This is a genomic window from Pseudomonas parasichuanensis, assembly GCF_021601385.1.
Taxonomy (GTDB): domain Bacteria; phylum Pseudomonadota; class Gammaproteobacteria; order Pseudomonadales; family Pseudomonadaceae; genus Aquipseudomonas; species Aquipseudomonas parasichuanensis.
This window is the reverse complement of record NZ_BQHO01000002.1, coordinates 192,877-218,687: the sequence shown is the minus strand read 5'-3', so window position 1 is coordinate 218,687 and position 25,811 is coordinate 192,877. Positions and strand designations below refer to the sequence as shown.

Here is a 25,811-nt window from a genome sequence, read left to right as displayed (position 1 = left end):
TCGTTCTCAAGTGATTACCAATGGTCAGGGTTCTGGCAACGCGCTTGCCAGTACGGGAAGTCTTGCCACCCCCCCGTGCAGCTTGGAGTTTAGGCACGATCCAAAGGTTGCGTTGTTTATTGCGAAAAATGTCTTGCGTGATTGTCATTGTTGGGCTGCGACATAAAGTCCCGCAGAGCCTTGCAAGCGGCGCGCTGGCGGCGCCAGAATGCTTTCCATCCGCCCCGCCGAAGTAAGGAAACCCAATGCCCGATCCTGTCGCCTCGCGCCTGCGTCTCGCGCCCGAAGCCCTGACCCGGCGTTTCTCCGCTGAACAGTTTGCCTTCTCCAATACCGACGATCTGGAGCCGTTTCGTGGTGTGCTGGGCCAGGAGCGTGCCGTCGAGGCCCTGCAGTTCGGCGTGGCGATGCCGCGCCCCGGTTACAACGTGTATGTGATGGGCGAGCCCGGCACCGGCCGTTTCTCGTTCGTGAAGCGCTACCTCAAAGCTGAAGGCAAGCGCCAGGCCACGCCGGCCGACTGGCTGTACGTCAACAATTTCGAGGACTCCCGCGAGCCGCGTGCGCTGGAGCTGCCGGCCGGCAGCGCCCATGCGTTCATCAGTGACATGAATGGCCTGATCGACAACCTGGTGGCCACGTTCCCGGCAGTGTTCGAGCACCCTTCCTACCAGCAGAAGAAGAGCGCCATCGACCGCGCCTTCAACCAGCGCTATGACCGTGCCCTGGACGTGATCGAGCGCGCCTCGCTGGAAAAGGACGTGGCCCTGTACCGTGACAGCAGCAACGTCGCCTTCACCCCCATGGCCGACGGCAAGGCACTGGACGAAGCCGAGTTCGCCCAGCTGCCGGAGGCGTTGCGCGAGCAGTTCCATGAAGACATCGCCCTGCTCGAAGAGCGCCTGAACGAAGAACTGGCCAGCCTGCCGCAGTGGAAGCGCGAGTCGAACAACCAGTTGCGCCAGCTCAACGAAGAAACCATCACCCTGGCACTGCAGCCGCTGCTGGCACCGCTGTCGGAGAAGTACGCCGAAAACGCGGCGGTCTGCGCCTACCTGCAGTCCATGCAGTTGAACCTGCTGCGTACTGTGGTCGAACAACTGGTCGATGACAGCAAGACCGACGCCGTGGCGCGCAAGATGCTCGAAGAGCAGTACGCCCCCAACCTGGTGGTTGGCCATTGCGGCAATGGCGGCGCACCGGTGGTGTTCGAGCCGCACCCGACCTACGACAACCTGTTCGGCCGCATCGAATACAGCACCGACCAGGGCGCGCTGTACACCTCCTACCGCCAGCTGCGCGCGGGGGCGCTGCACCGCGCCAATGGCGGTTTCCTGATCCTCGAAGCCGACAAGATGCTCGGTGAGCCCTTTGTCTGGGATGCACTCAAGCGCGCCCTGCAGTCGCGCAAGCTGAAGATGGAATCGCCACTGGGCGAGCTGGGGCGCGTGGCTACGGTCAGCCTGACGCCGCAGGTGATCCCGCTTGGGGTCAAGCTGGTGATCATCGGTTCGCGCCAGCTGTATTACGCGCTGCAGGACCACGACTCGGACTTCCAGGAGATGTTCCGGGTGCTGGTCGACTTCGACGAAGACCTGCCCATGGTCGACGAGAGCCTGGAGCAGTTCGCCCAGCTGTTGCGCACCCGGACCAACGAAGAAGGCATGGCGCCACTGACCAGCGACGCCGTGGCGCGGCTGGCCACCTACAGCGCGCGCCTGGCAGAAAACCAGTCGCGGCTGTCGGCGCGTATCGGCGACCTGTTCCAACTGGTCAGTGAAGCCGACTTCGTCCGCCAGCTGGCCAATGAAACCATGACCGACGCCGGCCACATCGAACGGGCGCTCAAGGCCAAGGCCACGCGTACCGGGCGGGTGTCGCAGCGGGTGCTCGACGACATGCTCGCCGGGATCATCCTGATCGACACTGAAGGCGCGGCGATCGGCAAGTGCAACGGCCTGACCGTGCTGGAGGTCGGTGATTCGGCGTTCGGCATGCCGGCGCGGATCTCGGCCACCGTCTACCCGGGCGGCAGCGGCATCGTCGACATCGAGCGCGAGGTCAACCTGGGCCAGCCGATCCACTCCAAGGGGGTGATGATCCTCACCGGTTACCTGGGTAGCCGCTACGCCCAGGAATTCCCCCTGGCAATCTCGGCGAGCATCGCTCTGGAGCAGTCGTACGGTTATGTCGACGGCGACAGCGCCTCGCTGGGCGAGGCCTGCACACTGATTTCGGCGCTGTCGCGCACACCGCTCAAGCAGTGCTTCGCCATCACCGGTTCGATCAACCAGTTTGGCGAAGTGCAGGCGGTGGGTGGGGTCAACGAGAAGATCGAAGGCTTCTTCCGCCTGTGCGAGGCTCGTGGCCTGACCGGCGAGCAGGGCGTGATCATCCCCAAGGCCAACGTTGCCACCTTGATGCTCGACGAGCGCGTGTTGCAGGCTGTCGAGGCCGGACGTTTCCATGTCTATGCCGTCAGCCAGGCCGACGAGGCCCTGAGCCTGCTGGTAGGCGAGGAGGCCGGTGCGCTGGATGACAAGGGCGAATTCGCCGAAGGCAGCGTCAACGCCCGGGTGGTCGAGCGCCTGCGGGTGATTTCCGAAATGATCAGCGAGGAAGAGATCAAGGAAGCCGAGAAGGAGCGGCTCGAGGAAGTGATCGCCCAGGCCAAGCCGGCATAAGTCAATAATCCGGCGCTGGCGGCGAAGTGCTACCGTTCAGCGCCGGTTTTCTAACTTTTCCGTAGGTCGGCTACAGTGGAACTTAAGGACGTCTTCAGGGTTCAGGATGGAAACAGCCTGCGAGTGTCGGGCTGAACAGGGCTCCACAGAGGGGACGCCGCCATGCGCAACCTCAGCCTTACCCGCCAGTGCCTGGGCCTGGTGACCCGCATCGAATGCAGCATTCGCCCACTGGCCGGTGACAACGGCATGTGGACCTTGCTGTTCGCCGCCGGCATGGCCGGCGAACAACCCTCGGCGATCAAGGCCCAGGGGCCGTTCCATGGCCCGATGGTGGCCGAGTCGGTGATGAATGCCATCGTCGACAGCCTCACCCTTCATGGTTACCAGGTTGCTGAAGACCCGCAGATCTGGTGCCTGCACCTGCAGGCGCAGCTGCGCAAGATCAACGGCGAGCGGTGCCGCAATCTTGGGGATTATCAGTTCCATCCTGAGACCTGACCTCACTCCTGTGATGGCGCTATCGCTGGCAAGCCTACGTCCACTGTAGGAGCGGCCTTGTGCCGCGAAAGGGTCGTAGCGCGGCCCCGGGATCTCAGCGTGAATGCAAAAGCGCCGGGGCTGCTGCGCAGCCCTTTCGTGGCACAAGGCCGCTCCTACAACAAGACAGTTGCTCCCGCCGAGTGAGTCGTTAACTGCGGCAAGCCGCCGCAGGCTTTTGCTGTCACGGGTGGCTGGCTATACTCGCGCACGCTTTTCCAGTCACCTTATGAGTCCCCACTGTCCATGGAACGTATCCTCGAAAACGCGATGTATGCCTCGCGCTGGCTGCTCGCACCGATCTACTTCGGCCTCTCGCTGGGCCTGCTGGCACTGGCCCTGAAGTTCTTCCAGGAAATCATCCATGTCCTGCCCAACGTCTTTTCCCTCGCCGAGGCCGACCTGATCCTGGTGATCCTGTCGCTGATCGACATGTCGCTGGTTGGCGGCCTGTTGGTGATGGTGATGATCTCCGGCTACGAGAACTTCGTCTCGCAACTGGACATCGACGAGAGCAAGGAGAAGCTCAACTGGCTGGGCAAGATGGACTCTTCGTCGTTGAAGATGAAAGTGGCCGCGTCCATCGTCGCCATTTCTTCGATCCACTTGCTGCGGGTGTTCATGGATGCGCAGAACATCTCCACCGAATACCTGATGTGGTACGTGATCATCCACATGACCTTTGTCGTCTCGGCATTCGTCATGGGTTACCTGGATCGCCTCACCAAGCATTGATCAGCTCGGACAACAGCCATCGCGGGGCAAGTGGCATCGGCGCCTTGATGCGACTTGCCCCGCGATCTTTCTGACCGACGGAGGCTTGTGCTTTAAAGCGGGCTGTACAAAAAATGAGCACTCACGCGTGGTTCCCGCAGCGAGGTGCACCCATGAACCTGCAGCAGCTCAACGCCGAGGCCAGGGCTGGCCATGTCGACGAACTCAACCTGATCGCCATCGAGGGCGGTGACTACCTGCTCGAAGCGCGGGTCAAGGGCCGTGCCCACCCCCTGTCCAGCCCCAGTGGGGAGCGCTTGCGCGTGCATTCGGTGGAGGATGCGCGGGGTTTGCTCAAGGCCATCCCGATGGTCTCGATGAACCTGATGCACTGGTCCGTGCAAGACGAGATGTGCGGCATGGGTACCCACCCCGAAGAAGACCTCAAAGTCCCGATTTCCCAGCGTTCGGCCTGGTAGCTGCTCGGCGCGGCACCAGTGTGCTAGGCTGCTCGCCCTTTTCATCAGGGCGCAGATGCAGTGCGCCCTCAAGCGGAGCAAGCCCATGTCCGAACTCAATCTGTCCACCGACGAAACCCGCGTCAGCTACGGCATCGGCCGCCAGCTGGGTGGCCAGCTGCGTGACAACCCGCCACCAGGCGTTAATCTGGACGCCATCGTTGCCGGCCTGACCGATGCCTTCAATGGCGCCGAGAGCCGCGTCAGCGAAGCCGACCTGTCGGCTGCGTTCAAGGTGATCCGTGAAGTGATGCAAGCCGAAGCTGCCGCCAAGGCCGAAGCCGCTGCTGCAGTGGGCAAGGAATTCCTGGCCGACAACGCCAAGCGTGAAGGTATCGTCACCCTGGCTTCGGGCCTGCAGTACGAAGTACTGACCGCAGGTGAAGGCGCCAAGCCGACTCGCGAAGACAATGTCCGCACCCACTACCACGGCACCCTGGTCGACGGCACCGTGTTCGACAGCTCCTACGAGCGCGGCCAGCCGGCCGAGTTCCCGGTCGGTGGCGTGATCGCTGGCTGGACCGAAGCCCTGCAGCTGATGAATGCCGGCAGCAAATGGCGCCTGTACGTGCCGAGCGAGCTGGCCTACGGCGCCCAAGGCGTTGGCAGCATCCCGCCGCACAGCGTACTGGTGTTCGACGTCGAGCTGCTCGACGTTCTGTAATGCCCCTATCGCCAGCAAACCGGCCCCTGTGGGAGCCGGCTTGCCGGCGATGAGGCCGGCCCTGCCGGCCTCAATTCCAATCCGTTCCCCCCGGGCGCAATGCCCGCGCGTAGCAGAACAGAAACAGGTTCCTCACCAGCTCCTTCAGCACCCCAGGCTCACTCGAATTCAATCCGTTCATGTCCAGGTCACCCTGGTCACGCAGCTCGTCGAGTGCGTCTTCCTCGAGCACGGCGCACACTTCGCCGGTCTCGCGATGCAGGATGCGTAGGTAGGGGTGGGGGCGGTCCAGCCAGGCGTCGATCAGATAAGTCATGGCTATTCTCCTTGGATAGCGGTTCCAATGAGAATAATTCTTATTATCAAAATAGCAAGTAACAATTGGCAGAAATGTTGCGCAGGGTGCAGGCGATCCTGTTGCAGGATCTGTCAGGGCCACCCTGGGGGCAGCCCCGAAGGGGAGGTCAGACCTTGCGCACGAACTCGGACTTGAGCTTCATCGCGCCGATGCCATCGATCTTGCAGTCGATGTCGTGGTCGCCGTCACACAGGCGGATGTTCTTGACCTTGGTGCCGACCTTGACCACCAGCGAGGAGCCCTTGACCTTGAGGTCCTTGATCACGGTGACGGTGTCGCCGTCCTGCAGCACGTTACCCACCGAATCCTTCTTCACCACATCGTCGCTGGCTTCGGCTTCGCCGCTGGCCGACCACTCATGGGCGCACTCGGGGCAGATCAGTTGCGCGCCATCTTCGTAGGTGTATTCGGAGTTGCATTTGGGGCAGGGTGGCAGAGTGCTCACTTCGGTTCCTTGGGTTGCAGGGCAATTAAAGGCGCACATTGTATAGGGTTTAGTGTTTTTCTGCACAAATGCATCGCGGGGCAAGCCCGCTCCCACGCCAGACCCAGGCGTGGGAGCGGGCTTGCCCCGCGATAGAAGGTAATGCGATTGGTCAGTGCGTGCGCGCTACGGCAAATTCGCTCAGCTCGACCAGCGCATCCCGGTACTCGCTGGCCGGCAGCACTTCCAGGCAGGCAATCGCACGGGCCACGTAGTCGCGGGCCATCTGGGCGGTGTAGGCCAGGGCGCCCGAGGCCTCGACGGCAATGCGGATCTGCTCCAGGTCTTCGATGCCACCTTTCTGGATCGCCTTGCGCACCAGGGCAGCCTGCTCGGGCGTGCCTTCGCGCATGGTGTAGATCAGCGGCAGGGTAGGCTTGCCTTCGGCCAAGTCGTCGCCGACGTTCTTGCCCAGGGTTTCCGAGTCGCCCTTGTAGTCCAGCAGGTCGTCGACCAGCTGGAAGGCCACGCCCAGGTGGTCGCCGAAGGTGCGCAGGGCCTCACGCTGTTCATCGGTGGCCTGGGCCAGCGCGGCGGCGCTGTGGGTCGAGGCCTCGAACAGCATCGCGGTCTTGCCGCGGATGACCTCCATGTACACCTCTTCGGTGGTGCTGGCATCGCGCACCCGCGACAGCTGCAGCACTTCGCCTTCGGCGATCACCCGGGTGGCCTTGGAGAGGATCTGCATGACCGGCATCGAGCCCAGTTCGACCATCATTTCGAACGAGCGCGAATAAAGGAAGTCGCCCACCAGCACGCTTGGCGCGTTGCCCCACAGGGCATTGGCGGTGGAGCGGCCGCGGCGCATGCCGGACATGTCGACCACGTCGTCATGCAGCAGGGTGGCGGTGTGCAGGAATTCGATGGTGGCGGCCAGCAGGCGCAGGTCGTCGCCTTCGCGGCCCAGGGCCTTGCCGCACAGCAGCACCAGCAGCGGGCGCAGGCGCTTGCCGCCAGCGGAAGTGATATAGTCGCCGATCTTCGATACCAGCGGCACGCGCGAGGTCAGCTGCTTCTTGATGATCTCGTCGACGGCGCTGAAATCGTCAGCTACCGCGCGGTAGAAGGATTGGGGTTGCATCGGCTGCTCCATTGAGGTTGCGCGGCATGCTAGGTCGCGGGTATCGGTGTGTCAAGGCGCGGCGCCCGTGGGCCCTGGCCGGTACTTGCAAGCATTTCCGGGGTTGCGTACAATCGCGCACCCTAACTTCCTGGGCAGCACCTGCCTTACGCAATTGCACCGGGCCGTTCCAGCCCCATGCAGCCATGCCAGCCAATACTCATCATATAAAGCGCTGGGTGAGCAGGATTATCGGAGAAATACCATGTCTTACGCAGTAATCGTTACCGGCGGCAAGCAGTACAAAGTCGCTGAAGGTGAATTCCTCAAGATCGAAAAACTGGAAGTCGCCACTGGCGAATCCGTGACCTTCGATCGCGTTCTGCTGGTCGCCAACGGTGAAGAAGTCACCATCGGTGCTCCAGTCGTCGCTGGTGCCAAAGTTGTGGCCGAAGTGATTTCGCAAGGCCGTCACGACAAGGTTCGCATCATCAAGTTCCGTCGTCGTAAGCACCACATGAAGCGCATGGGCCACCGCCAGTGGTTCACCGAGATCAAAATCACCGGCATCCAGGCTTAATCCCCTAGATCCCCTGAATTTATTTGGAGAATTGAACCATGGCTCACAAGAAGGCTGGTGGTAGTACCCGTAACGGTCGCGACTCAGAATCGAAACGCCTTGGCGTGAAGATGTATGGCAGCCAGGTCGTCAAGGCCGGCAACATCATCGTCCGTCAGCGCGGCACCCAGTTCCACGCCGGCTACGGCGTTGGCATGGGCAAGGATCACACCCTGTTCGCCAAGATCGAAGGCGTGATCAAGTTCGAGAAGAAAGGCGAGTTCAACCGCCGTTACGTGAGCATCGTCGCCGCTTAATCGCGACGTCGCTCCAGAAGCCCCGTCATGCGACGGGGCTTTTTCGTTTGTGTTGAGCCTCTTGCAAAGCTGTTTGTTTGGGCTGCCGGCGTTGGGTTCTGATCGTACGGGGCCGCCGCGCTCATCTTCGCAAGAGCCTCAGGATTTTCTGGTTTTCGACTCGTCAGCCGACGAGAGGCGGTATTGAATGAAGTTTGTAGACGAAGTATCCATCCGGGTAAAAGCGGGTGACGGCGGTAACGGTTGCATGAGCTTCCGCCGCGAAAAATTCATCGAGAACGGTGGCCCCAACGGCGGTGACGGTGGCGACGGCGGCTCGGTGTACATGGTGGCCGACGAGAACCTCAACACCCTCGTCGATTACCGTTACACCCGCCACCACGAAGCCCAGCGCGGCTCCAACGGCGGCAGCACCGACTGCACCGGCAAGAAAGGCGACGACCTGTTCCTGCGCGTGCCGGTCGGTACCACCGTGATCGATGCCTCCACCCAGGAAGTCATCGGCGACTTGGTTACCCCAGGCCAGAAGCTGATGGTCGCCCAGGGCGGCTGGCACGGCCTGGGTAACACCCGCTTCAAGTCCAGCACCAACCGTGCGCCACGCCAGACCACCCCAGGCAAGCCGGGTGACCAGCGCGACCTGAAGATGGAAATGAAAGTCCTGGCCGACGTCGGTCTGCTGGGCCTGCCGAACGCCGGCAAGAGCACCTTCATCCGCTCGGTATCGGCCGCCAAGCCAAAAGTCGCCGACTACCCGTTCACCACCCTGGTGCCGAACCTGGGCGTGGTCAGCGTCGATCGCTGGAAGAGCTTCGTCATCGCCGACATCCCCGGCCTGATCGAAGGCGCCTCCGACGGTGCCGGCCTGGGTATCCGCTTCCTCAAGCACCTGGCCCGTACCCGCGTGCTGCTGCACCTGGTCGACATGGCGCCGCTGGACGAAAGCAGCCCGGCCGATGCCGCCGAAGTGATCGTCAACGAGCTGACCCGCTTCAGCCCGTCGCTGGCCGAGCGTGAGCGCTGGCTGGTGCTGAACAAGGCCGACATGGTCATGGACGACGAGCGCGACGAGCGGGTCAAGGAAGTGGTCGAGCGCCTGCAGTGGGAAGGCCCGGTCTACGTGATCTCGGCGATCTCCAAGCAAGGCACCGAGAAGCTCAGCCACGACCTGATGCGCTACCTCGAAGACCGCGCCGACCGCCTGGCCAACGATCCGGCCTACGCCGAAGAGCTGGCCGATCTCGACCAGCGCATCGAAGACGAAGCCCGTGCCCAGCTGCAGGCCCTGGACGACGCGCGCACCCTGCGCCGTACCGGCGTCAAGAGCGTGCACGACATCGGCGACGATGACGGCTGGGATGATGATTTCGAGGACGACGAAGACGGCCCGGAAATCATTTACGTGCGCGACTGATCGGTTGCAGTACACTGAACGCCGCTCTCTGGAGCGGCGTTTTTGTATCTCAGGTATCTACAGATTCGACATAGGTTGGAAGAGAAGATGCGAAGCAAGGTGACTGGCGCCAAGCGCTGGGTCGTGAAGATCGGCAGCGCGCTGCTGACTGCCGATGGCAAGGGCCTGGACCGTGGCGCCATGGCGGTGTGGGTCGAGCAGATGGTTGCCCTGCGTGAAGCGGGCGTGGAACTGGTGCTGGTCTCCTCTGGGGCCGTGGCCGCTGGCATGAGCCAGTTGGGCTGGGCCACCCGACCGAGCGCGATGAACGAGCTGCAGGCCGCCGCCGCGCTCGGCCAGATGCGCCTGGTGCAGGCCTGGGAGTCGAGCTTCGGCGAGCATGGCAAGCACACCGCACAGATCCTGCTGACCCACGACGACCTCTCTGACCGCAAGCGTTACCTGAACGCGCGCAGTACCCTGCGCACCCTGGTCGACCTGGGCGTGGTGCCGGTGATCAACGAGAACGACACCGTGGTCACCGACGAGATCCGCTTCGGTGACAACGACACCCTGGCCGCGCTGGTGGCCAACCTGGTCGAGGCTGACCTGCTGGTGATCCTCACCGACCGCGACGGCATGTTCGATGCCGACCCGCGCAACAACCCCGAAGCCCAGCTCATTTACGAAGCCCGTGCCGATGACCCATCGCTCGACGCCGTGGCTGGCGGCACCGGTGGCGCCCTGGGCCGTGGCGGCATGCAGACCAAGCTGCGCGCCGCGCGCCTGGCCGCCCGTTCCGGCGCCCACACCATCATCATCGGTGGCCGTATCGAGCGCGTGCTGGACCGCCTGAAAGCCGGTGAGCGCCTGGGTACCCTGCTGTCGCCCGAGCGTGGCATGCTCGCCGCGCGCAAGCAGTGGCTGGCCGGCCATCTGCAGACCCGTGGCACCCTGGTGCTGGATAACGGTGCCGTACAGGCCCTGCGCCAGGCCAACAAGAGCCTGCTGCCGGTCGGCGTGAAGACCGTGCAGGGCAGCTTCCGCCGTGGCGAGATGGTGGTCTGCGTCGGCCCCGATGGCCTGGAAGTGGCCCGTGGCCTGGCCAACTACAGTGCGCTGGAAGCGCAGAAGATCATCGGCCAGCCGTCCGATGCCATCGAAAGCGTGCTGGGCTACAGCGCCGAGCCCGAGCTGGTGCACCGCGACAACCTGGTCCTGGTCTGAGGAAGCGAACGTGCTGAAAAGGATGATTGCCGTGGCAGCCCTGGCGCTGCCGATGCTGGCCGGGGCCGAGGAGATCGGCCAGGTGTCCACCGTGTTCAAGTTCGTCGGGCCCAACGACCGTATCGTCGTCGAAGCCTTTGACGACCCCAGGGTTGACGGCGTGACCTGCTACCTGTCGCGGGCCAAGACCGGCGGCCTGAAAGGTGGGTTGGGCCTGGCCGAGGACCGTGCAGAGGCGTCGATCGCCTGCCGACAGGTCGGGCCGATCCACTTCAAGGGTGAGTTGAAAGATGGCGAGGAGGTGTTCAAGGAGCGTACCTCGCTGGTGTTCAAGACCATGCAGGTGGTGCGTTTTCTCGACAAGAAGCGCAATACGCTGGTGTACCTGGTGTACAGCGACCGTGTGATCGAAGGCAGCCCGCAGAATGCGGTGACGGCGATTCCGATCTTGCCGTGGGCGCAGTGATACCTGCTTGATCCTCGGGAGGCCTTCGGCCTCCTTTCGCTGGCAAGCCAGCTCCCACAGATTCAGCGAGACCCCTGTGGGAGCTGGCTTGCCAGCGAAAGGGCCGCAAAGCGGCCCCTATTCCCTCAGGCCAGTTCCTCGGCCTCATCCTCGCGCACGATGGCCTTCACCTCGTCGCGACGGCTGATGTACTTCCAGTCCGCCTCGTCGATATAGATGCCATTCGGCCCGCTACCACCTTCCAGATCGATCGCCACCCGCGCCGACACCTGCGGCTTCACGCTCGCCAGGATCGGCACGAAGCCCAGTTGCTGGCTGGTTTCCAGCAACGCCGCCTGGTTGCGTTCGTCGATGTCCGCCGCCTCGTCCAGGTAGTACGGCAGGCGAATGCGCCCGGCCAGGTCGCGGTCCATCAGGTGCAGCAACAGGTACATGTTGGTCAGCGCCTTGATGGTCATGGTGGTGCCGTTGGAGGCAGCGCCGTCGATGTCGGCGTGGATCACCGGCTGGCTGTTGATCTTGGTGATCTCGAACGCCAGCTCGAACAGGTCCTTCAGGCCCAGCTGGTTGTGGTTGGCCGCCACCAGCCGCGCCAGGTATTCCTTGGCCTCTTCGTTCTTGTGGTCCTGGTCGCTGTTCTGGGTCAGGTCGAACACCGACAGGGTCTCGCCTTCCTCGTACTGGCCGGCGCTGTGGATGATCTGGTCGATGTGCTTGAGCGCCTCCTTGTTCGGTGCCAGCACCACGCGGAAGCTCTCCAGGTTGGACACCTGGCGCTTGTTGATCTCGCGGTTGAACAGCGCCAGCTGGTGTTCCAGGCTGTCGTAGTCGCTACGGATGTTGCGCAGGGTCCGGGCGATGTCGGTGACCGCCGCGCGGCGCGCCTTGGCCAGCGTGAGCGCTTCCTCGGTACGGTGCGAGTAGGCGTTGATCAAGAGCTGCAGGCGGCGCTCCATGTCATCTTCGCTGTCGAACTTGGCCACGCCCTTGAGGCGCACCTGGGCGTACAGCGCCTCGATCTGGTTGTCCACCCGCTGCAACGCCTGCCAGCTGTCCTGGTAGTCGTTGAGCAGCGGCAGCAGGTTGTCCATGGAGTCGTCGATCGCTTCCATGAACGGCGTGCCGAAGGGCAGGTCGGCCGGCAGCAGCTGGCGACGGCGCAGGGCGTCTTCCAGGGTGCGCTGCTTGGCTTCCAGGTCGGCGATCTGCCGGCCTACCAGCTGCAGCTTGGCGGAGAGCTGCTGGACGCGCTCGGTGAAGGCGTCGCTGGAGCGCTTGAGCTCGTCCTGGGCCGCTTCCAGCTGGCTCAGTTGCTCCATCTTCTCCGGCTCTTCGGCGGCCAGGGTCTCGGCGCGGCGGAAGTCTTCCAGGGCCTTTTGCGCATCCAGTACCTGCTGGTACAGCGCTTCGGTCTGTGCCTTGCTGGCGGCGCGGTCGAGGGCCACGGCCTGCTGGGTCTTGAGCTGCTTGAGCTCTTTGTCCAGGCGTTCCTTTTGGTCGCGCAGGGCGGCGCGGTCGGCCAGGGCCTGCAGCGCGGGCGGGTCGATGTGCGAGATGTCGATGGACAGGCCTGGCACTTCGAAGCGCTCGCCCTTGAAGCGGTCGAGCACGCCTTCCAGGGTCTTGACCCAGAGATCGCTGTCATCCAGCTCGATGCCGCGGTCACCCAGTGGCAGGCTGAACAGCGCACCGTTGAACAGGCGCATCAGGCGGTCGACGTCCTGCTGGGAGAACTCTTCGCGCAGGCGGGCATAGCTGTTGTTGTCGGCGTGGTCGAGCTGCAGCTTGACCGCCTTCACGCGCTTCTCGAGGTCGCGCACGCGCTCGTCGAGGTCTTCGGCGGAGAACTGCCGCGACTGGGCCAGGGCGCCGGCCAGTTCGTCGTGGGCGTCCTTGGCGGCCAGCAGTTGCTGCTCCAGGGTCTTGACGTCGGTGACCAGGGCGAAGCGGTGCTTGAGCACCGACAGCTCACCCAGCCAGCGCTGGATACCGGTGATTTCGCGCTCCAGGCGCATCAGCTCCTGGGTGCCGCCGCGCTGGTCGTTCTGCAGGCGGTCCTGCTCGCCACGGTAGTGCTCGGACTGGATGACCAGCTCTTCCTTGCGCGCCATGGCGTATTCCTGCCAGGTACCCAGCAGGTTGTCGAGCAGGGGCGAAATGCGGTGCAGCTTGCCGCGCAGGATGTCGCGCTGGGCCACGCCGCCGGCCAGGGCCTCGACCAGTGGGCCGGCAGCCACCAGGGCGTTGTAGTCGCCCTCCATGCGGCGCACGTCGCGGAAGGCCTCTTCACAGGCGGCGATGTAGTCGACGCTGCCCGAGCGCAGGCTGTGCTCGAAGGCGTCGAGGAACAGCTGCTTGAGCTTGGCGGCGGTGATCTCGCGCATGTGCAGCAGGTTGATGAACAGCGCGCGGAAGGTCTTCAGGCTCTGCTCGCTGGTGGAGCGCAGCGGGATCAGGGTCAGGTCCAGCGGTACCGAGGTGTGGCCGCCGACCAGCAGTCGACGCAGTTCGTCCGGCTTGAGCTCGTAGGCTTTCAGGCCGTTGCGCTCGAGGTTGGTGAACAGCTCTTTCTGGCGCAGGCAGGTGTCGTCTTTCTGGTAGTGGGCCAGGTCCAGCTCGCCCTGGTAGGCGAAGAACTGGTGGCCGAAGCCGCCACCCGGGCCGCGGCCGACCACGCCGATCACGTGGGGGCCGTGGGGCAGGTTCAGTTCGCAGAGGATGTAGCTGGTGTCGCTGGCGAAGTAGAAGCGCCGCGACTGCTCCAGGCTGTACTTGCCGAAGCTCATGTCCGACATGCGCGCCAGGATCGGGAACTGCAGGGCGTTGATCGACGCCGATTTACCCAGGTTGTTGGCGCCATAGACCGACAGCGGGTGTTCCAGGGGGAACAGGCCCAGGCTGTAGCCGGCGGTGTTGAGCAGTGCGAAGCGGCGGATGCCGTAGCGTTCCTGGCTCATGCGTCAATCTCCTGTTGCTCTTCGCGGATGGCCCGGGCCAGGGCGTCCTCTTCGCTCTCCTGGCCGTCGAACGGCGTGAGGTCGAGCGGGTCGTCGGTGCGGTTGAGTTCTTCGGGGGTCTCTTCCACCACCAGTACGGGGATGGGCAGTGGCAGGTCGCTGTGCAGGGTGGCGGCGAGGTCGCGGTCCTGCTGCACCGACAGGCACACGTCGAGGAAGCGGTGCATCGGCGGCAGGAAGCGGTAGATGCCACCCTCTTCGTGGGCGAAGCCGAGCTGGGTCATGCGGCGCAGGATTTTCTCTTCCAGCTCTTCGACGGTCTGCACTTCGGCCTGGAAGAACAAGTCGCGGTACTTGTCCAGCAGCGACGGCAGTTCGTCACGGCCGATGCTGCCGCCGTCGAGCACGGCCATCGGGTCGCGGCCCTGGTCGGCCAGGTGTTCGACCAGGATGAAGGTGAACAGCGACAGGCGCTGGGCGGTCTTGTTGACCTGCGCGGCAGCCTGCTCGGGGACGAAGTAGTAGAAGCCGCGGGTGTCGCAGACCAGCTCGAAGCCGAGGGCCTTGAACAGGGTGCGGTACTGGTCCTGGAAGTTCGACAGTTGGGCGTACAGCTCCGGGTCGCGGCGGCTGACGTGGAAGCCCTTGAACAGCTCGCGGAAGATCGGCGCGAGCTGGGACAGTTCGGAAAGATCAAGATGCATGGGCGGGGCTCGCGGTAGGTTCGGTCGTGGTGGCCGGCGTGTTTTCGCGGCTGGACGTCAGGGCGAAGGAGCGCAGGCTGACCAGGTGTTCGCGGGTGATGTATTCCTGGCGGTCGAGGCGCTGGCGGGCGAAGCGCTTCTCGCGCGACAGGCGCGAGAACCAGTACAGCAGTTCGTCGGTGGCGCCCTCGGGTTCCTGCTCCAGCAGCCAGACCATCAGGTCCGGCAGCGGCAGGGCGTCCTCGCAGCGCTCGAGCATTTCCTTGACCGTGCGCGGGGCGCGGGGCAGCGGGCCCTTTTGGGTCTTGTGCGCTTTCGGGAAGCGCGCAGGCTTGGGCTCGAAGCGGGCCAGGGCGTAAACGTAGGCTTCGACTTGGCTGGCACTGCCGAGGAAGGTGCTCTGCGGGCGGGTGAACATCGGCATGGCCGCTTGCGGCACGGCGTCGATGCCCTTCTTGCGGATCACCGACAAGGCCAGCGCGGCGCCACGGGTCACGGCATTGTGCCGGCGCGCTTCTTCACGCAGCGGCAGCAGCAGTTCGCGGGCATGGCGCAGGGTGAGCTGGGCGCTGGTCTGCATCTCGAGGATGCGCGCGTGGGTGCGCAGCAGCATGTCGTCGTCGACCAGGTGGCCCAGGCGCGCCTGCTCGCCCAGCAGGCGCAGCAGCACGGTCTCGACCTTGCGCACGCCCTGCTCGAAGGCGCCGTCGGCGTTGACCAGCTGGATCATCGGCTCGACGTATTCGTCCCAGGTCGCCAGTACTTCGGCGTAACGCTGGCGCAGGGGGATCTGCCGGTTGCTGGTCTTGGCCCGCTCGGCCACCGCCACCAGCGCCTGCTCGTCGTTGTCGAGCTTCTTCAGCACGTCGCGCACGCGCATGTCGAGCAGGCGCAGCTGGCGCGCCAGGTCGTCACTGTCGCGGTTGTCGAAGGCGTCCTGGATATGCCCGGCCAGGCGCTCCAGGTGGCGCAGGTAGGCTTCGATCTCCAGGCACAGGCCCAGCCGGTGTTCGCGGCGCAGGTAGGCGAGGAAGTCGTGGATCTGCGCGTTGAGCTCGAAACGGTTCGGGCTCTTGGCCACCGGGACCAGGATGTCCAGGCGGATCCACACGTCGAGCAGCTGGGTGATGTCCTGCGGCGTGCTTTCCACCTGCTGGCGGGCCAGCTGCTGGCGCAGTTCGATCAGGCTCAGGGTGCCCTGGTCGAAGCGCTCGCACAGCGGCTCGATCAAGGCCCAGTGTTCGGCTAGGGCGCGCAGGACGCGCTTGGGTTCGATCATTGGCGGGTCGACTCGTTGCCAAATAAAAGGGGCGATTGTACTGCATACGGGGGGGAGGATTTCACCCCTTGGTCTGTAATGGGGATAACCCTGATCTTTCTGAGGGATTCACCGGCTTCATCGCGGGGCAAGCCCGCTCCTGCAGGCTTGCGCAGGCCCTGTAGGAGCGGGCTTGTCCCGCGATGAGGCCGGCACTGGCGATAATTTCCGCCAGCCTGTTGCAGCGCGATCTCCCCAACGGCGTTAGAATGCCCGACTGATTTCTCCCGGATGTCCGCGCCTTGCTGATCGAGTCCCGCCGCCGCGCCTACCTGTCCGCCATGCAAGTGGTGCACTGGCTGCCGCGTGCCGAACTGCCGTTCGCCGCGCCGTCGCGGCCGGAACTGCTGCTGCCGGTGGCGCCGGTCGAGGACATCGACTTCGAAGTACGCCCGGCGGCACCCGCGCCCCGGGAAGCGCCGGTGGCGCCGCAGCCGCGTGCAGAGCGGCCAAAAATCGAGATTCCGCGGCCAGGCAGCACACCAAAGCCTGCTGCCAAACCCGCCGAAACCGAAGAACAGGCGCCCGCGGCGCGCCCGGTGCCCGTGCCACCGCCACGCTTTGCCCTGCAACTGCTGCGCGCCGGCAACTGCCTGCTGCTGGTGGAGCTGGCCACCGGCCAGCCATTCCAGAGCCGCGACCCGTCGTACCTGCTGCTCAAGGACATGCTGCGCGCCGCCGGCCTGCCCGACGCGCCGCAGATCATCGGCGAGCCGGTGCGCTGGCCACTGCTGATGCGCGGCAACATGGACCAGGGCCCGGACGCCGCCCGCGACTTCGTCCAGGGTTTCATCGCCGCCCGCCTGGAAGAAGTGCCCAGCACCTGCCTGTGGCTGATCGGCCTGCCCGCCATTCGCTTCGCCGGTCAGGCCGACGACGAGGCCTATTACCAAGAACTCAAGGTCGACCTGCTCGGCGATGCCTGGGCCTTGCCCGGCCTTGAACTGTTGATGGACGAGCCGCAGCGCAAGGCGGACGTCTGGAAAGCCATGCGCCAGCTGATGGCGCGCTGGAAGAGCGTTGAATGAGTGAGTCGATCAGTTTCCGCCCGATGACCGAGGCGGATCTGGATGCCGTGTTGAAAATCGAATACGCAGCCTTCAGCCACCCCTGGACCCGCGGCATCTTCCAGGATGCGCTGAAGTCGTACGAAGTGTGGCTGATGTTCGATGGCCAGCAGCAGGTCGGCCATGGCGTGATCAACGTGATCATCGACGAGGCGCACCTGCTCAACATCACGGTCAAGCCGGAAAGCCAGGGCCGTGGCATGGGCCTGCGCCTGCTCGAGCACCTGATGGCGCGGGCCTATCAGCTCAATGGCCGGGAATGCTTCCTGGAAGTGCGCGCCAGCAACCAGTCGGCCTATCGGCTGTACGAGCGTTACGGCTTCAACGAAATCGGCCGGCGCCGCGACTACTACCCGGTGGCGGGTGGGCGTGAAGATGCGTTGGTGATGGCCTGTACGCTGCTCGAAGACTGACAGGCGTGTAGCCCGTCAGGCAGGTTTGCAAAACGGGCTGAGCGCACATAGGATGAACTCCGACTACGTAGACAGCAGAAAATTTGTCGGCGGTGCTGCGTAGGCTTTGGTAAGCCAAGGTCATATGAAGGGAATTCGCAGGCGCATGGGTTGTTCCGCTTCAGTGCGGGAGACTTGCTTTCGAGGCCGTCCTTCCTCCGTAGTCATGAAATATTCCGAATCTTGGCCTCCGTCGCGTGATACGCCGTGACGGGGGCCAAGTACGTTTTACCTCCCACACTACAGACTTTCACGACGGCCACGGCGTAGTAGCTACCTGTGCCGATCATCACCTTGCGGCCCGTGTTGAACAGGATGCCTTGGGCATGCTTGGGTTTGTTGAGCCCGACCTGGCTGTAGGCGCTATAGGCGCTGACCAGAATCTGCAGCGTCTCCTGCGCTGTGCATCGGTCCTTCGTTTCCCTCGCGTGCAATGGATGTGCGATGGCTTGTAGATCGATTCGAATACCTCGGCACTGTGGCGTCGGCCAGCTCATTTGTTTGCAGATACGACGAATGCGGTCGAGTTGTTTATTGGTTAGCAGGTAAGTGAACTCGGCTGCCTGCTGCGCTTGATGCAGAGATACGCCTGCTTCCTGCAAGGCGACTGCCTGGTTCAGCAATCTGCTGAACGCCTCAGCGAGGCTTTCGTCTCCCAATTGGCTAAGCGTTTTGTGCATGGCCGACTTCCTGTCGTGTGCAAAAACGAAGAAACCGGCACAAGGCCGGTTTCTTCACCCCAGTAGCCAATGAAGCGAGTCATTGCGGGGCTGCGCGGTGGACGGATTATGTCGTGTGCAAGAGAGGCATCAAAGCGCCGAATCCACCCCATTCGTTTCCAAAGGTTTACGCAAATCCCGCAAGCTACGGGTCACTGCCCCGGTATTGCACTTGGCCGCCGCCTGCTCCGGCGTCATCTTGCGGATGGTGCGGTAGAACAGCTCGCAGGTCTGTTTCTTCTGCGTCACCTGCCATTTGCTGGTGCAGGCCTGCAGGGTCAGCTTGGCGTCGGCCTGCGAATTTCGCCCCATGCCGGCCTGCCAGCAGGCGGCGGAGAGGTCCTGGCCCATCATTTTCAAACCGGCGGCATCGGCCTTGTCCTGATCGCCGTCGTAGCCTTTCGGGTCGGCGGCGTACCAGATGGCGCTGGGGTGGTTGGCGCCCAGCACCGGCACCTTGGCGCCACCTGCCGTGGGGGTGATGCTGACCAGGCCCAGCACGTTGACCTTAGGGCCATACTGTTGCTCGATCCAGGCACGCACCGGCGAGCCGAAGGCGACCATTGGCAGTGCCTTGCCGTCCTTGGTGACGGTCATGTCCTTGACCATGTTCACCTGGTAATCGTGGAAATAATCGTAGACCCCGGCGAGTGCGCCACCTGCATCGGACGGCGCGGCGATCGGGGCGATGTCGACAATGGTCTGGTAGGCTGGGGTCTGGTTGGCTTCGATGCCGTTGAAGGTCAGCAGCTCGGCCCAGCGGTCGGTGGTGTTGGACTGGAGGTAGTCCTGGAAGTGGGTCAGCGAGTAGTCCGGCGGGAAGTGCAGCAGCTCGATGCTGCGGCGGTTTTCCAGGGCCATGCCCAAGGGCAGGAACAGGTACCAGCTGAAGTCCCAGCCACCTTTCTGGTTGAGGCGAGTGGCGCCCTGGTAGGCCAGCTCACCGTTGTCGAGCAGCTTGCGCAAGGGCTCGGTGTAATCGGCCGGTACACCCGTGATATGAGCATGCAGCTTGTCGTTGTCGCGGGTCACCCGCACCTTGGCATTGGCATAACCATCGCGTTGCACGCTCTGGGTGAGGTAGTGCTCGACCGTCTGCTCCAGGGTCCAGGCGCGGTAGCAGATGACGTTGCAGTTGTTGGGGTAGGCGAACAGCCGGGTGGCCCGCTGGGCGTCGCCCAGGTCGATCTGCGCGTCGGCCATGGCCAGCCCGCTGAAGGCGAGGGCGGCCAGGCCCGAGAGTGCAATCTTGTGCATGCTTAACTCCATGTCAGTGGCCGCCAGGACGGCGGGCGCGCCCATGGTGGATGAAGAGGTGGGGCGATGAAAAGCACCAAGGCATGGCTATTGGCGGGTGCGCTTTCCTGCGTGGGCGTAGCCCAGGCCGACGAGCGCGATGTGTGGATGTTCGCCCAATGGGCGGGGGATCACGAAAACCGCAGGTTCCGGGAAATGCTGGTGGATGCACGGTTGTATGGGGTGGTGCCAATTCATCAACTGCTGCGTTCGGCCTCGGACTGGCGCCAGTGCCGGGCCTCGCCGTTTGCGGTGCCGCCGGCCAGCCACTGGCCGGCGGTGCGTTCGACAGTGTCATTGATCAAGCTGCTGGGCGAGCAGGGCATCCTGCGTCAGTTCGAGGTGGTCTCGGCTTATCGCGACCCTGCCCTCAATGCCTGTGCCGGCGGTGCGCCGAGCAGTGCGCATATGCGCGCCTTTGCCGTCGACCTGCTGCTGCCGGCCTGGGCCGACCCCAATCCGCTGTGCAGTTTCTGGCAGCAGCACGGCCAGGCCTGGAACATGGGGCTGGGCCGCTATCCGTCAGGGCGCATCCATATCGATACCGCCGGCTACCGTACCTGGGGCGGCGATGGTGGTGCCGGTTCGTCGTTCTGTGCCAAACCCAAATGAGCCAGGCAGGCCCGGCACTCGCCGCTGACCCACTGGGCGAAGCGCTGGCGCTTGCTGCCATCGTCCAGGGGGTGGGGGCTGAGCAGGTGGTAGCTGGAGCCGTCGCGCAGAAAGCCGAAGGGCGCCTGTAGCTGGCCGCTGTCCAACTCGTCGCGGACCATCAGTGCCGACGCCATGGCCAGCCCCAGCCCGGCACTGGCGGCCTGGATCGACAGGTAGAAGTGCTCGAACTCGCTGCGCTCGCGTTGCGCGATGCCCTGGCCGCTCAGGCGTAGCCAGTCCGGCCAGGCGCTGGGGCGGGTGGCGCTGTGCAGCAGGCGCGGGCTTTCGCGGCCGGGCGCGCCGACCGGGCCGATCCATTCGTCGCAGATCTTCAGGCTGTGCAACTGGCGGTCCCAGTGGAAGTCGTCACGCCTGAGCGCCAGGTCCACGCCGCTGCGGGCAAAGTCCACTGCGCCGCCAGCGGCCACCAGGTGCAGTTGCAGATCGGGATGATTGGCGTGAAAGCGCGGCAGGCGCGGGATCAGCCAGCGCATGGCGATGGTCGGCTCGCAGGACACCACCAGCACGTTGTCGGGGGGCTGCTGTTGCAGGCGCTGCACCGTGCCCTGCAACTGCTCGAAGATCGCCTGGGTGGTGCCGTGCAGTTCACGGCCGGCGCGGGTCAGGAAGATCGCCCGGTTGCGCCGCTCGAACAGTTCCAGCCCAAGGCTCTCCTCAAGCAGGCGTATCTGGCGGCTGACGGCGCCGTGGGTGACGTGCAGCTGTTCGGCGGCGCGCACGAAGCTTTCGGTGCGGGCGGCGACGTCGAAGTAACGGAAGGCGGTGAGTGGGGGGAGTTTCATGGGGCTACCTGTTCCGGCCCTCTGCAAAAATATGTGAAGAAAACTAGCAGATATTTAGCACTATAAATCGATTTTTAGCGGTTCAAAGTCCCTCGATACTCTCGCTATCTGTGAATCATCATTGAGGAAAAATCAGTGAGCGAACTTATCGCCATCGCCCTGTTCACCGTGCTGGCTGTCATCAGCCCTGGCGCCGACTTCGCCATGGTCACCCGCTGTAGTTATGCACAGGGCCGCAAGGCTGGCCTGGCCGCAGCCGTGGGCATCGCCCTCGGTGTGCAGGTACATGTGCTGTACACCGTCTTCGGCATCGCCGTGATCATCAGCCAGAGCCCGGCGCTGTTCCTGGCGATGAAGCTGCTGGGGGCAGGCTATCTGGTGTACCTGGGTTACCAGTCGCTGACCAATACCTCGCCCGTCAGCCTTGGCGGGGAGGGGGCGCCGGCGGGCCTGGGCAGGGCGCTGCGCACGGGTTTCCTGACCAACGCCCTCAACCCCAAGACCATGCTGTTCGTGGTCAGTGCCTACACCCAGGTGGTCAAGCCCGGCAGCCCGCTCCTGCTGGACTTCGCCTACGGGGCGTTCATGTCGTTCGCCCATGGGGTGTGGTTCAGCCTGGTGGCGGTGTTCTTTTCCAGTGCGGCATTGCGCGAGGCCATGATCGTGCGGCAGCGGCTAGTCGATCGGGTGATTGGCGTTGCACTGATCGGGCTTGGGCTGGCTGTGGCGGTCAGCGGGGCGCGATGAGCCTGAGGGATTGTGTCACGGCACGGCAGCATGCTAATGATAGGTATTACTATTTGCGCCTGGCTCTTCCGTGTCCGATCCTGCTGCTGACCTCTATCACGCCAATCATCGCTGGCTCTGCGCCTGGCTGTATCGACGGCTGCACTGCCCGCACGATGCAGCGGACCTGGCCCAGGACACGTTTCTGCGCGCGCTGCATGCGCCGCAGCTGGGCGGCATCGAACAGCCCAAGGCATTCCTCGCCACCATCGCCCGGCGGCTGTTGAGCAATCTTTACCGGCGTCGGGCGCTCGAACAGGCTTACCTGGAAGAGCTGGCCTGCCTGTCCGAGCACTGTCACCCCTCGCCCGAGGAACTGGCCCTGGTGCGTGAAGCCCTGGCCGAGATCGACCGCCTGCTGGACGGCTTGCCGCCACGTGCCCGCCAGGCGTTCGTCCTGTATCGCCTGGAAGGTCTGAGCCAACCGGCCATCGCAGAGCAGTTGGGCATTTCGCTGGCCACTGTGGAGCGCGACCTGCGCCGGGCTTTGCTGCACTGCCTGGGGGTGGGGCAATGAACAGCCACGAACAGGCAACCCGTGATGCGGTGGACTGGCTGTTGCTGCTCGAGCGTCTGCCCCCGGATGACGCCGCCCATGCCAGCTTCCGTCAGTGGCTGGCGCAGGGGCCTGCGCATGTGGCGGCCTGGCAACGGGTCAATGGCGTGCTGGCTGCGCCATTGGCCGATTTGCAGGCCAGCGGCCAGTTACCCATGGCCGCCCGGGCCTTGCTCAGCAGCCCGCAACTGTCACGCCGTCGGCTCATGGGCGGCGGGCTGGCGGGCCTGTTGCTGGCCGCGGGAGGGGTGGCGTGGCTCAACCGGTTGATGCCCGTGGATCAGTTGTTCGCCGACCTGCGCACGGGCACTGGGGAGTGCCGCAGCTTCGTCCTCGGCGATGGCAGCCGTGTGGCGCTCGATGCCCGCAGTGCGGTTGATGTGCGTGTGTCCGGCAGCCAGCGCGAATTGCACCTGAAGGCGGGCGGCATCGTGCTGCAGGTTGCGCAGCAGCAGGCGCTGCCGATGATCGTGCGCTGTCGCGACGGGCGGTTGCAGTGCAGCGACGCGACCTTGCTGCTGCGCCAGCAGCAGGCGACCACTGTGCTCAGCGTGCAGCAGGGCAGCGTGCTGCTGTCCACGGCCCAGGGCGACAGCCTGGCTGTGCAGGCGGGGCAGGTGGTGCGCTTCGACGGTGAGGGGATCCAGCCGCAAGCCGCGTCGTTGTGGTCGCGCAGCACTTGGACGCAAGGCCATCTCGATGTGCGCGACGAGCCGCTGGGCGATGTGGTGGAGGCGCTGCGCCCCTATCGCGCCGGGCTATTGCGCATCAGCCCGCAGGCGGCGCGTTTGCGGGTGTATGGCAGCTTCCCGTTGGCGCAGGTGGAGCGCACCCTGCAGGCGCTGGCCGAGACCTTGCCGGTCGAGGTGTCCCACAGCGGTTTCTGGCTGACGCGTATCGAATTGCAAAACGGGTGAGGGGATTGCCGGCCTGGCGTGTCCTGTCTGCAACATCCACTCACTTTGAGCGTCATCCATGTCCAACCTTGTGTTTCGTCCGCGGGCGCTGGCCTTGGCCATTGCCTTGGCCGCCAGCGGCGGTCTGCCTGCTCTGGCCCACGCCGCCGAGGCGGTCAGCAGCCTGCACAGTTACGATCTTGCCCCAGGCCCATTGGCCGACACGCTGGCGCGTATCGCCCGTGACAGCGGCCAGGTGCTGTCGGCGGCGCCCGGCCTGGTCGAGGGCCGCCAGGCGCCCGCCATCAGGGGGCGGATGAGCGGCGCCGAGGCTGCCACGCGTGCCCTGGCCGGCAGCGGCCTGGTATTGAGCATCACCCCAAGCGGCACCTGGAGCCTGCAGCCAGCGGCAGACAGTGCAGCGCTTGAGCTGGCGCCGACCCAGGTCGACAGCCGTACCCTGGAGAATGCCTGGGGGCCAGTTGAGGGGTACGTGGCCAAGCGCACCGGCACGGCCACCAAGTCCGATACCTCGGTGCTGGAAGTGCCGCAAACCGTGAACATCGTTACCGCCCAGCAGATCACCGCCCAGGGCGCGCAGACCGTGACCGAGGCCTTGCGCTATACCCCCGGCATCACCGGCGGTGGCTTCCCGGACCGTGTCGGCCTGTTCGACGAAGTCACCGCACGGGGCTTCGTGCCCGCGCCGTTGTACCTCGACGGGCTGCACCTGCCTTATGGCAATGGCAGCACCGGTGGCGCCATGCAGATCGACCCCTACACACTCGAGCGCATCGAAGTGCTCAAGGGGCCGGCCTCGGTGTTGTACGGGCAGAATCAGCCCGGTGGCATTATCAACATGGTGTCCAAGCGCCCGACTGCCACACCCCTGCATGAGATCGTGATCGGGGGCGGCAGCCAGGATCGGCGCCATGGCGCCTTCGACTTCGGCGGCCCAGTGGATGAACAGGGGCAATGGCTCTATCGCCTGACCGGCACCGTCACCGACAAGAACGGCGAGATCGACTACGTCGAGCAGAAACGCTACATGCTTGCCCCCAGCCTGACCTGGATGCCCAACGAGCAGCTGACCCTGACCCTGTACGGGCACGTCCAGAAAGACAACGACGTTCCCGAGGCCCAGGGCCTGCCGGCTGTCGGCACGGTCTTCAGTAGCCCGCAGGGGCGCATCAAGCGCAGCACCTTCATCGGTGAGCCGGGCCTGAACAGCTACGACCGCGATCAGTTCAGCATCGGTTACGAAGCGAGTTATGTGCTCAACGACACCTGGACACTGAAGCAGAACACCCGCTATGCCTCGGTCGATGACCGTTATGTCGCGCCCCTGCATGGCTATCGTTTCGTCACCAACCCGCAAACCGGGGCGAACGATCAGCGTTACATGACGCGCTATGGTGTGGACTGGGCGCAGAACAACAAAGTGCTGGGCATCGACAACATCGCCCAGGCGCGCTTCGCCACCGGCGATATCCAGCACACCGTGCTGATCGGCGTTGACCGCTACCACTTCAACTCCAAGTTCCTTGGCCGCTATGACTACAACCCGCCGATCATCGACCTGTACAACCCGGTCTACGGCCAGGGCTTGAACTACGTCAACCCGAACCGTTGGGACAATACTATCGACCAGACGGGCCTGTACCTGCAGGATCAACTCGATTGGGGGCGCTGGTTCCTGACCTTGGGCGGCCGTTACGACTGGGCCAAGACCGACAATCGCCAACCGTTGGCCGGCACCCGCACAGGCAGTCGCGACGAGCAGTTCAGTGGGCGTGCGGGCCTCGGGTACAAGTTCGACAACGGCGTCACGCCTTACGTGAGCTATGCCGAGTCGTTCCAGCCGCTCAGTGGCACCGATGCCGATGGCAAACCGTTCGAGCCGTCGACCGGCAAGCAGTACGAAACCGGGATCAAATACCAGCCGGTGGGGCAGGAGAGCTTCGTGCAGTTGTCGGTGTACCAGATCGATCAGAAGAACGCCCTGACCACCAACCCCGGCAACCCGAGCTACAGCAATCAGTCCGGGGCTCTGCGCTCGCGCGGCGTAGAGCTGGAGGGCAAGTTCAATGTCGCCCGCGACCTGAACGTGATCGCGTCGGTGGCGCGTAACCAGGTGAAGTTCACCAAGGACAATGACGGCCGCGAAGGGCGCAACCTGGCCGGGACGTCGCCATTGACCGCCGCGTTGTGGCTGGACTATCAGGTGCGCGGCGACACATCGTGGCGCGGTGTGGGCGCAGGCATCGGTGCGCGCTATGTGCGTGGCAGCGATGGCACGGAAACCGCCGAGGACCACTTCGTGATCCCGTCCTACACGGTCTACGACGCCATGCTGTCCTATGACTTCGGCGAGTCCCCGTTGCAGGTGCGCGGGCTGAAACTCAAGGTCAACATGCACAACCTGGAAGACCGTAAATACATCAGCAGTTGCACCAGCGATGTGGACTGCTATTACGGCGAAGGGCGCACCATGACCACAGACCTGACCTACAACTGGTGAGGTCCCGTTCACCTGCCTGCGCTGAGCGGGCAGGTGATTGGAGGAATGGGTTTTTCGCGGACAAAGAAAAAGGGCTTATCTTTCGATAAGCCCTTTTA

General features: G+C 64.1%; 26 protein-coding genes. 17 read left to right on the top strand and 9 right to left on the bottom strand.

The window, feature by feature from the left end; genetic code table 11:
- Nucleotides 1-245 precede the first annotated feature (245 nt).
- The 5 genes from L6D77_RS02645 (at nt 246) to L6D77_RS02625 (ending at nt 5,120) form a co-directional block, all read left to right on the top strand.
- The gene (locus tag L6D77_RS02645; RefSeq protein WP_232881942.1) at nt 246-2,684 is read left to right on the top strand and encodes a Lon protease family protein; all 2,439 of its coding nucleotides are present in this window, start codon (nt 246-248) and stop codon (nt 2,682-2,684) included.
- 162 nt (nt 2,685-2,846) lie between these two features.
- Nucleotides 2,847-3,185 carry a PA4575 family protein gene (locus tag L6D77_RS02640; protein ID WP_110996200.1) on the top strand — a complete coding sequence of 113 codons (339 nt, stop codon included), beginning with the start codon at nt 2,847-2,849 and terminating at the stop codon, nt 3,183-3,185.
- Nucleotides 3,186-3,470: 285 nt separating this feature from the next.
- Nucleotides 3,471-3,959 (top strand): TIGR00645 family protein, encoded by a 489-nt coding sequence (locus L6D77_RS02635; protein WP_110996199.1) that lies wholly within the window; start codon nt 3,471-3,473, stop codon nt 3,957-3,959.
- 152 nt (nt 3,960-4,111) lie between these two features.
- Nucleotides 4,112-4,417, top strand: a complete 306-nt coding sequence (locus L6D77_RS02630) for a DUF6482 family protein (RefSeq protein WP_125465577.1) — start codon at nt 4,112-4,114, stop codon at nt 4,415-4,417.
- An 85-nt stretch (nt 4,418-4,502) separates the two neighbouring features.
- Complete coding sequence (locus tag L6D77_RS02625) at nt 4,503-5,120, top strand: BamJ family beta-barrel-assembly machinery protein (protein ID WP_153787194.1); 618 nt, start codon at nt 4,503-4,505, stop codon at nt 5,118-5,120.
- 70 nt (nt 5,121-5,190) lie between these two features.
- Here the strand turns inward: L6D77_RS02625 and L6D77_RS02620 are convergent, their stop codons facing one another.
- From L6D77_RS02620 to L6D77_RS02610, 3 genes are all read right to left on the bottom strand, one after another.
- Nucleotides 5,191-5,436 carry a PA4570 family protein gene (locus tag L6D77_RS02620; RefSeq protein WP_232881943.1) on the bottom strand — a complete coding sequence of 82 codons (246 nt, stop codon included), beginning with the start codon at nt 5,434-5,436 and terminating at the stop codon, nt 5,191-5,193.
- A gap of 148 nt (nt 5,437-5,584) precedes the next feature.
- Complete coding sequence (locus tag L6D77_RS02615) at nt 5,585-5,923, bottom strand: zinc ribbon domain-containing protein YjdM (protein WP_125465575.1); 339 nt, start codon at nt 5,921-5,923, stop codon at nt 5,585-5,587.
- Between the two features lie 151 nt (nt 5,924-6,074).
- On the bottom strand, nt 6,075-7,043 hold the full coding sequence (locus L6D77_RS02610) for a polyprenyl synthetase family protein (protein ID WP_232881945.1): 969 nt from the start codon (nt 7,041-7,043) through the stop codon (nt 6,075-6,077).
- A gap of 244 nt (nt 7,044-7,287) precedes the next feature.
- Between L6D77_RS02610 and rplU the strand changes: the two genes are divergently transcribed.
- The 5 genes from rplU to L6D77_RS02585 all read left to right on the top strand — a co-directional run bounded on the left by rplU (nt 7,288) and on the right by L6D77_RS02585 (nt 10,984).
- Nucleotides 7,288-7,602, top strand: coding sequence for a 50S ribosomal protein L21 (gene rplU / locus L6D77_RS02605; RefSeq protein WP_060512528.1), 315 nt, complete (start codon nt 7,288-7,290; stop codon nt 7,600-7,602).
- A gap of 38 nt (nt 7,603-7,640) precedes the next feature.
- The gene (gene rpmA / locus L6D77_RS02600) at nt 7,641-7,898 is read left to right on the top strand and encodes a 50S ribosomal protein L27 (RefSeq protein ID WP_008092023.1); all 258 of its coding nucleotides are present in this window, start codon (nt 7,641-7,643) and stop codon (nt 7,896-7,898) included.
- 187 nt (nt 7,899-8,085) lie between these two features.
- Nucleotides 8,086-9,312, top strand: coding sequence for an Obg family GTPase CgtA (cgtA, locus tag L6D77_RS02595; RefSeq protein WP_232881957.1), 1,227 nt, complete (start codon nt 8,086-8,088; stop codon nt 9,310-9,312).
- An 87-nt stretch (nt 9,313-9,399) separates the two neighbouring features.
- Nucleotides 9,400-10,518 (top strand): glutamate 5-kinase, encoded by a 1,119-nt coding sequence (gene proB / locus L6D77_RS02590; protein WP_232881970.1) that lies wholly within the window; start codon nt 9,400-9,402, stop codon nt 10,516-10,518.
- Nucleotides 10,519-10,540: 22 nt separating this feature from the next.
- Nucleotides 10,541-10,984: a CreA family protein gene (locus L6D77_RS02585; RefSeq protein ID WP_232882128.1), complete on the top strand. Its 444-nt coding sequence runs from the start codon at nt 10,541-10,543 to the stop codon at nt 10,982-10,984.
- A 125-nt stretch (nt 10,985-11,109) separates the two neighbouring features.
- Here L6D77_RS02585 and mksF read toward each other — a convergent pair whose 3' ends face one another.
- From mksF to mksB, 3 genes are read right to left on the bottom strand one after another with little or no spacing between them, the layout of a single operon-like run.
- On the bottom strand, nt 11,110-13,941 hold the full coding sequence (gene mksF, locus L6D77_RS02580) for an Mks condensin complex protein MksF (protein WP_236169963.1): 2,832 nt from the start codon (nt 13,939-13,941) through the stop codon (nt 11,110-11,112).
- Nucleotides 13,938-14,645 carry an Mks condensin complex protein MksE gene (gene mksE / locus L6D77_RS02575; RefSeq protein WP_110996189.1) on the bottom strand — a complete coding sequence of 236 codons (708 nt, stop codon included), beginning with the start codon at nt 14,643-14,645 and terminating at the stop codon, nt 13,938-13,940. The genes mksF and mksE overlap by 4 nt, the downstream gene beginning before the upstream one ends.
- Entirely contained in the window at nt 14,635-15,924 is a 1,290-nt protein-coding gene (mksB, locus tag L6D77_RS02570; protein WP_232881974.1) for an Mks condensin complex protein MksB, read from the bottom strand. The genes mksE and mksB overlap by 11 nt, the downstream gene beginning before the upstream one ends.
- Nucleotides 15,925-16,205: 281 nt before the next feature.
- On the opposite strand from mksB, the gene L6D77_RS02565 reads away from it, so the two are divergent.
- Both L6D77_RS02565 and rimI read left to right on the top strand, forming a co-directional pair.
- A complete protein-coding gene (locus L6D77_RS02565) occupies nt 16,206-16,991 on the top strand; it encodes an energy transducer TonB (protein ID WP_232881976.1) in 786 nt (261 codons plus the stop codon).
- Nucleotides 16,988-17,443 carry a ribosomal protein S18-alanine N-acetyltransferase gene (gene rimI, locus L6D77_RS02560; protein WP_110996186.1) on the top strand — a complete coding sequence of 152 codons (456 nt, stop codon included), beginning with the start codon at nt 16,988-16,990 and terminating at the stop codon, nt 17,441-17,443. Before L6D77_RS02565 ends, rimI begins: the two co-directional genes overlap by 4 nt.
- Before the next feature lie 203 nt (nt 17,444-17,646).
- Here the strand turns inward: rimI and L6D77_RS02555 are convergent, their stop codons facing one another.
- Both L6D77_RS02555 and L6D77_RS02550 read right to left on the bottom strand, forming a co-directional pair.
- The gene (locus L6D77_RS02555; protein WP_232881978.1) at nt 17,647-18,162 is read right to left on the bottom strand and encodes a hypothetical protein; all 516 of its coding nucleotides are present in this window, start codon (nt 18,160-18,162) and stop codon (nt 17,647-17,649) included.
- Nucleotides 18,163-18,291: 129 nt separating this feature from the next.
- The gene (locus tag L6D77_RS02550) at nt 18,292-19,458 is read right to left on the bottom strand and encodes a hypothetical protein (RefSeq protein ID WP_232881980.1); all 1,167 of its coding nucleotides are present in this window, start codon (nt 19,456-19,458) and stop codon (nt 18,292-18,294) included.
- Between the two features lie 66 nt (nt 19,459-19,524).
- Here L6D77_RS02550 and L6D77_RS02545 point away from each other — a divergent pair, with 66 nt between their 5' ends.
- Nucleotides 19,525-20,109: a D-Ala-D-Ala carboxypeptidase family metallohydrolase gene (locus L6D77_RS02545; RefSeq protein WP_232881982.1), complete on the top strand. Its 585-nt coding sequence runs from the start codon at nt 19,525-19,527 to the stop codon at nt 20,107-20,109.
- On the opposite strand, the gene L6D77_RS02540 is transcribed toward L6D77_RS02545, so the two are convergent.
- Nucleotides 20,049-20,954: a LysR substrate-binding domain-containing protein gene (locus L6D77_RS02540; protein WP_232881984.1), complete on the bottom strand. Its 906-nt coding sequence runs from the start codon at nt 20,952-20,954 to the stop codon at nt 20,049-20,051. The two genes, L6D77_RS02545 and L6D77_RS02540, sit on opposite strands and share 61 nt — an antisense overlap.
- A 135-nt stretch (nt 20,955-21,089) precedes the next feature.
- On the opposite strand from L6D77_RS02540, the gene L6D77_RS02535 reads away from it, so the two are divergent.
- The 4 genes from L6D77_RS02535 to L6D77_RS02520 all read left to right on the top strand — a co-directional run bounded on the left by L6D77_RS02535 (nt 21,090) and on the right by L6D77_RS02520 (nt 25,713).
- Entirely contained in the window at nt 21,090-21,701 is a 612-nt protein-coding gene (locus L6D77_RS02535) for a LysE family translocator (RefSeq protein WP_232881986.1), read from the top strand.
- 70 nt (nt 21,702-21,771) lie between these two features.
- Nucleotides 21,772-22,257 carry a sigma-70 family RNA polymerase sigma factor gene (locus tag L6D77_RS02530; protein WP_232881987.1) on the top strand — a complete coding sequence of 162 codons (486 nt, stop codon included), beginning with the start codon at nt 21,772-21,774 and terminating at the stop codon, nt 22,255-22,257.
- Complete coding sequence (locus tag L6D77_RS02525; protein ID WP_236169962.1) at nt 22,254-23,213, top strand: FecR domain-containing protein; 960 nt, start codon at nt 22,254-22,256, stop codon at nt 23,211-23,213. Before L6D77_RS02530 ends, L6D77_RS02525 begins: the two co-directional genes overlap by 4 nt.
- A 58-nt stretch (nt 23,214-23,271) precedes the next feature.
- Complete coding sequence (locus L6D77_RS02520) at nt 23,272-25,713, top strand: TonB-dependent siderophore receptor (RefSeq protein ID WP_232881989.1); 2,442 nt, start codon at nt 23,272-23,274, stop codon at nt 25,711-25,713.
- Nucleotides 25,714-25,811: the final 98 nt, after the last annotated feature.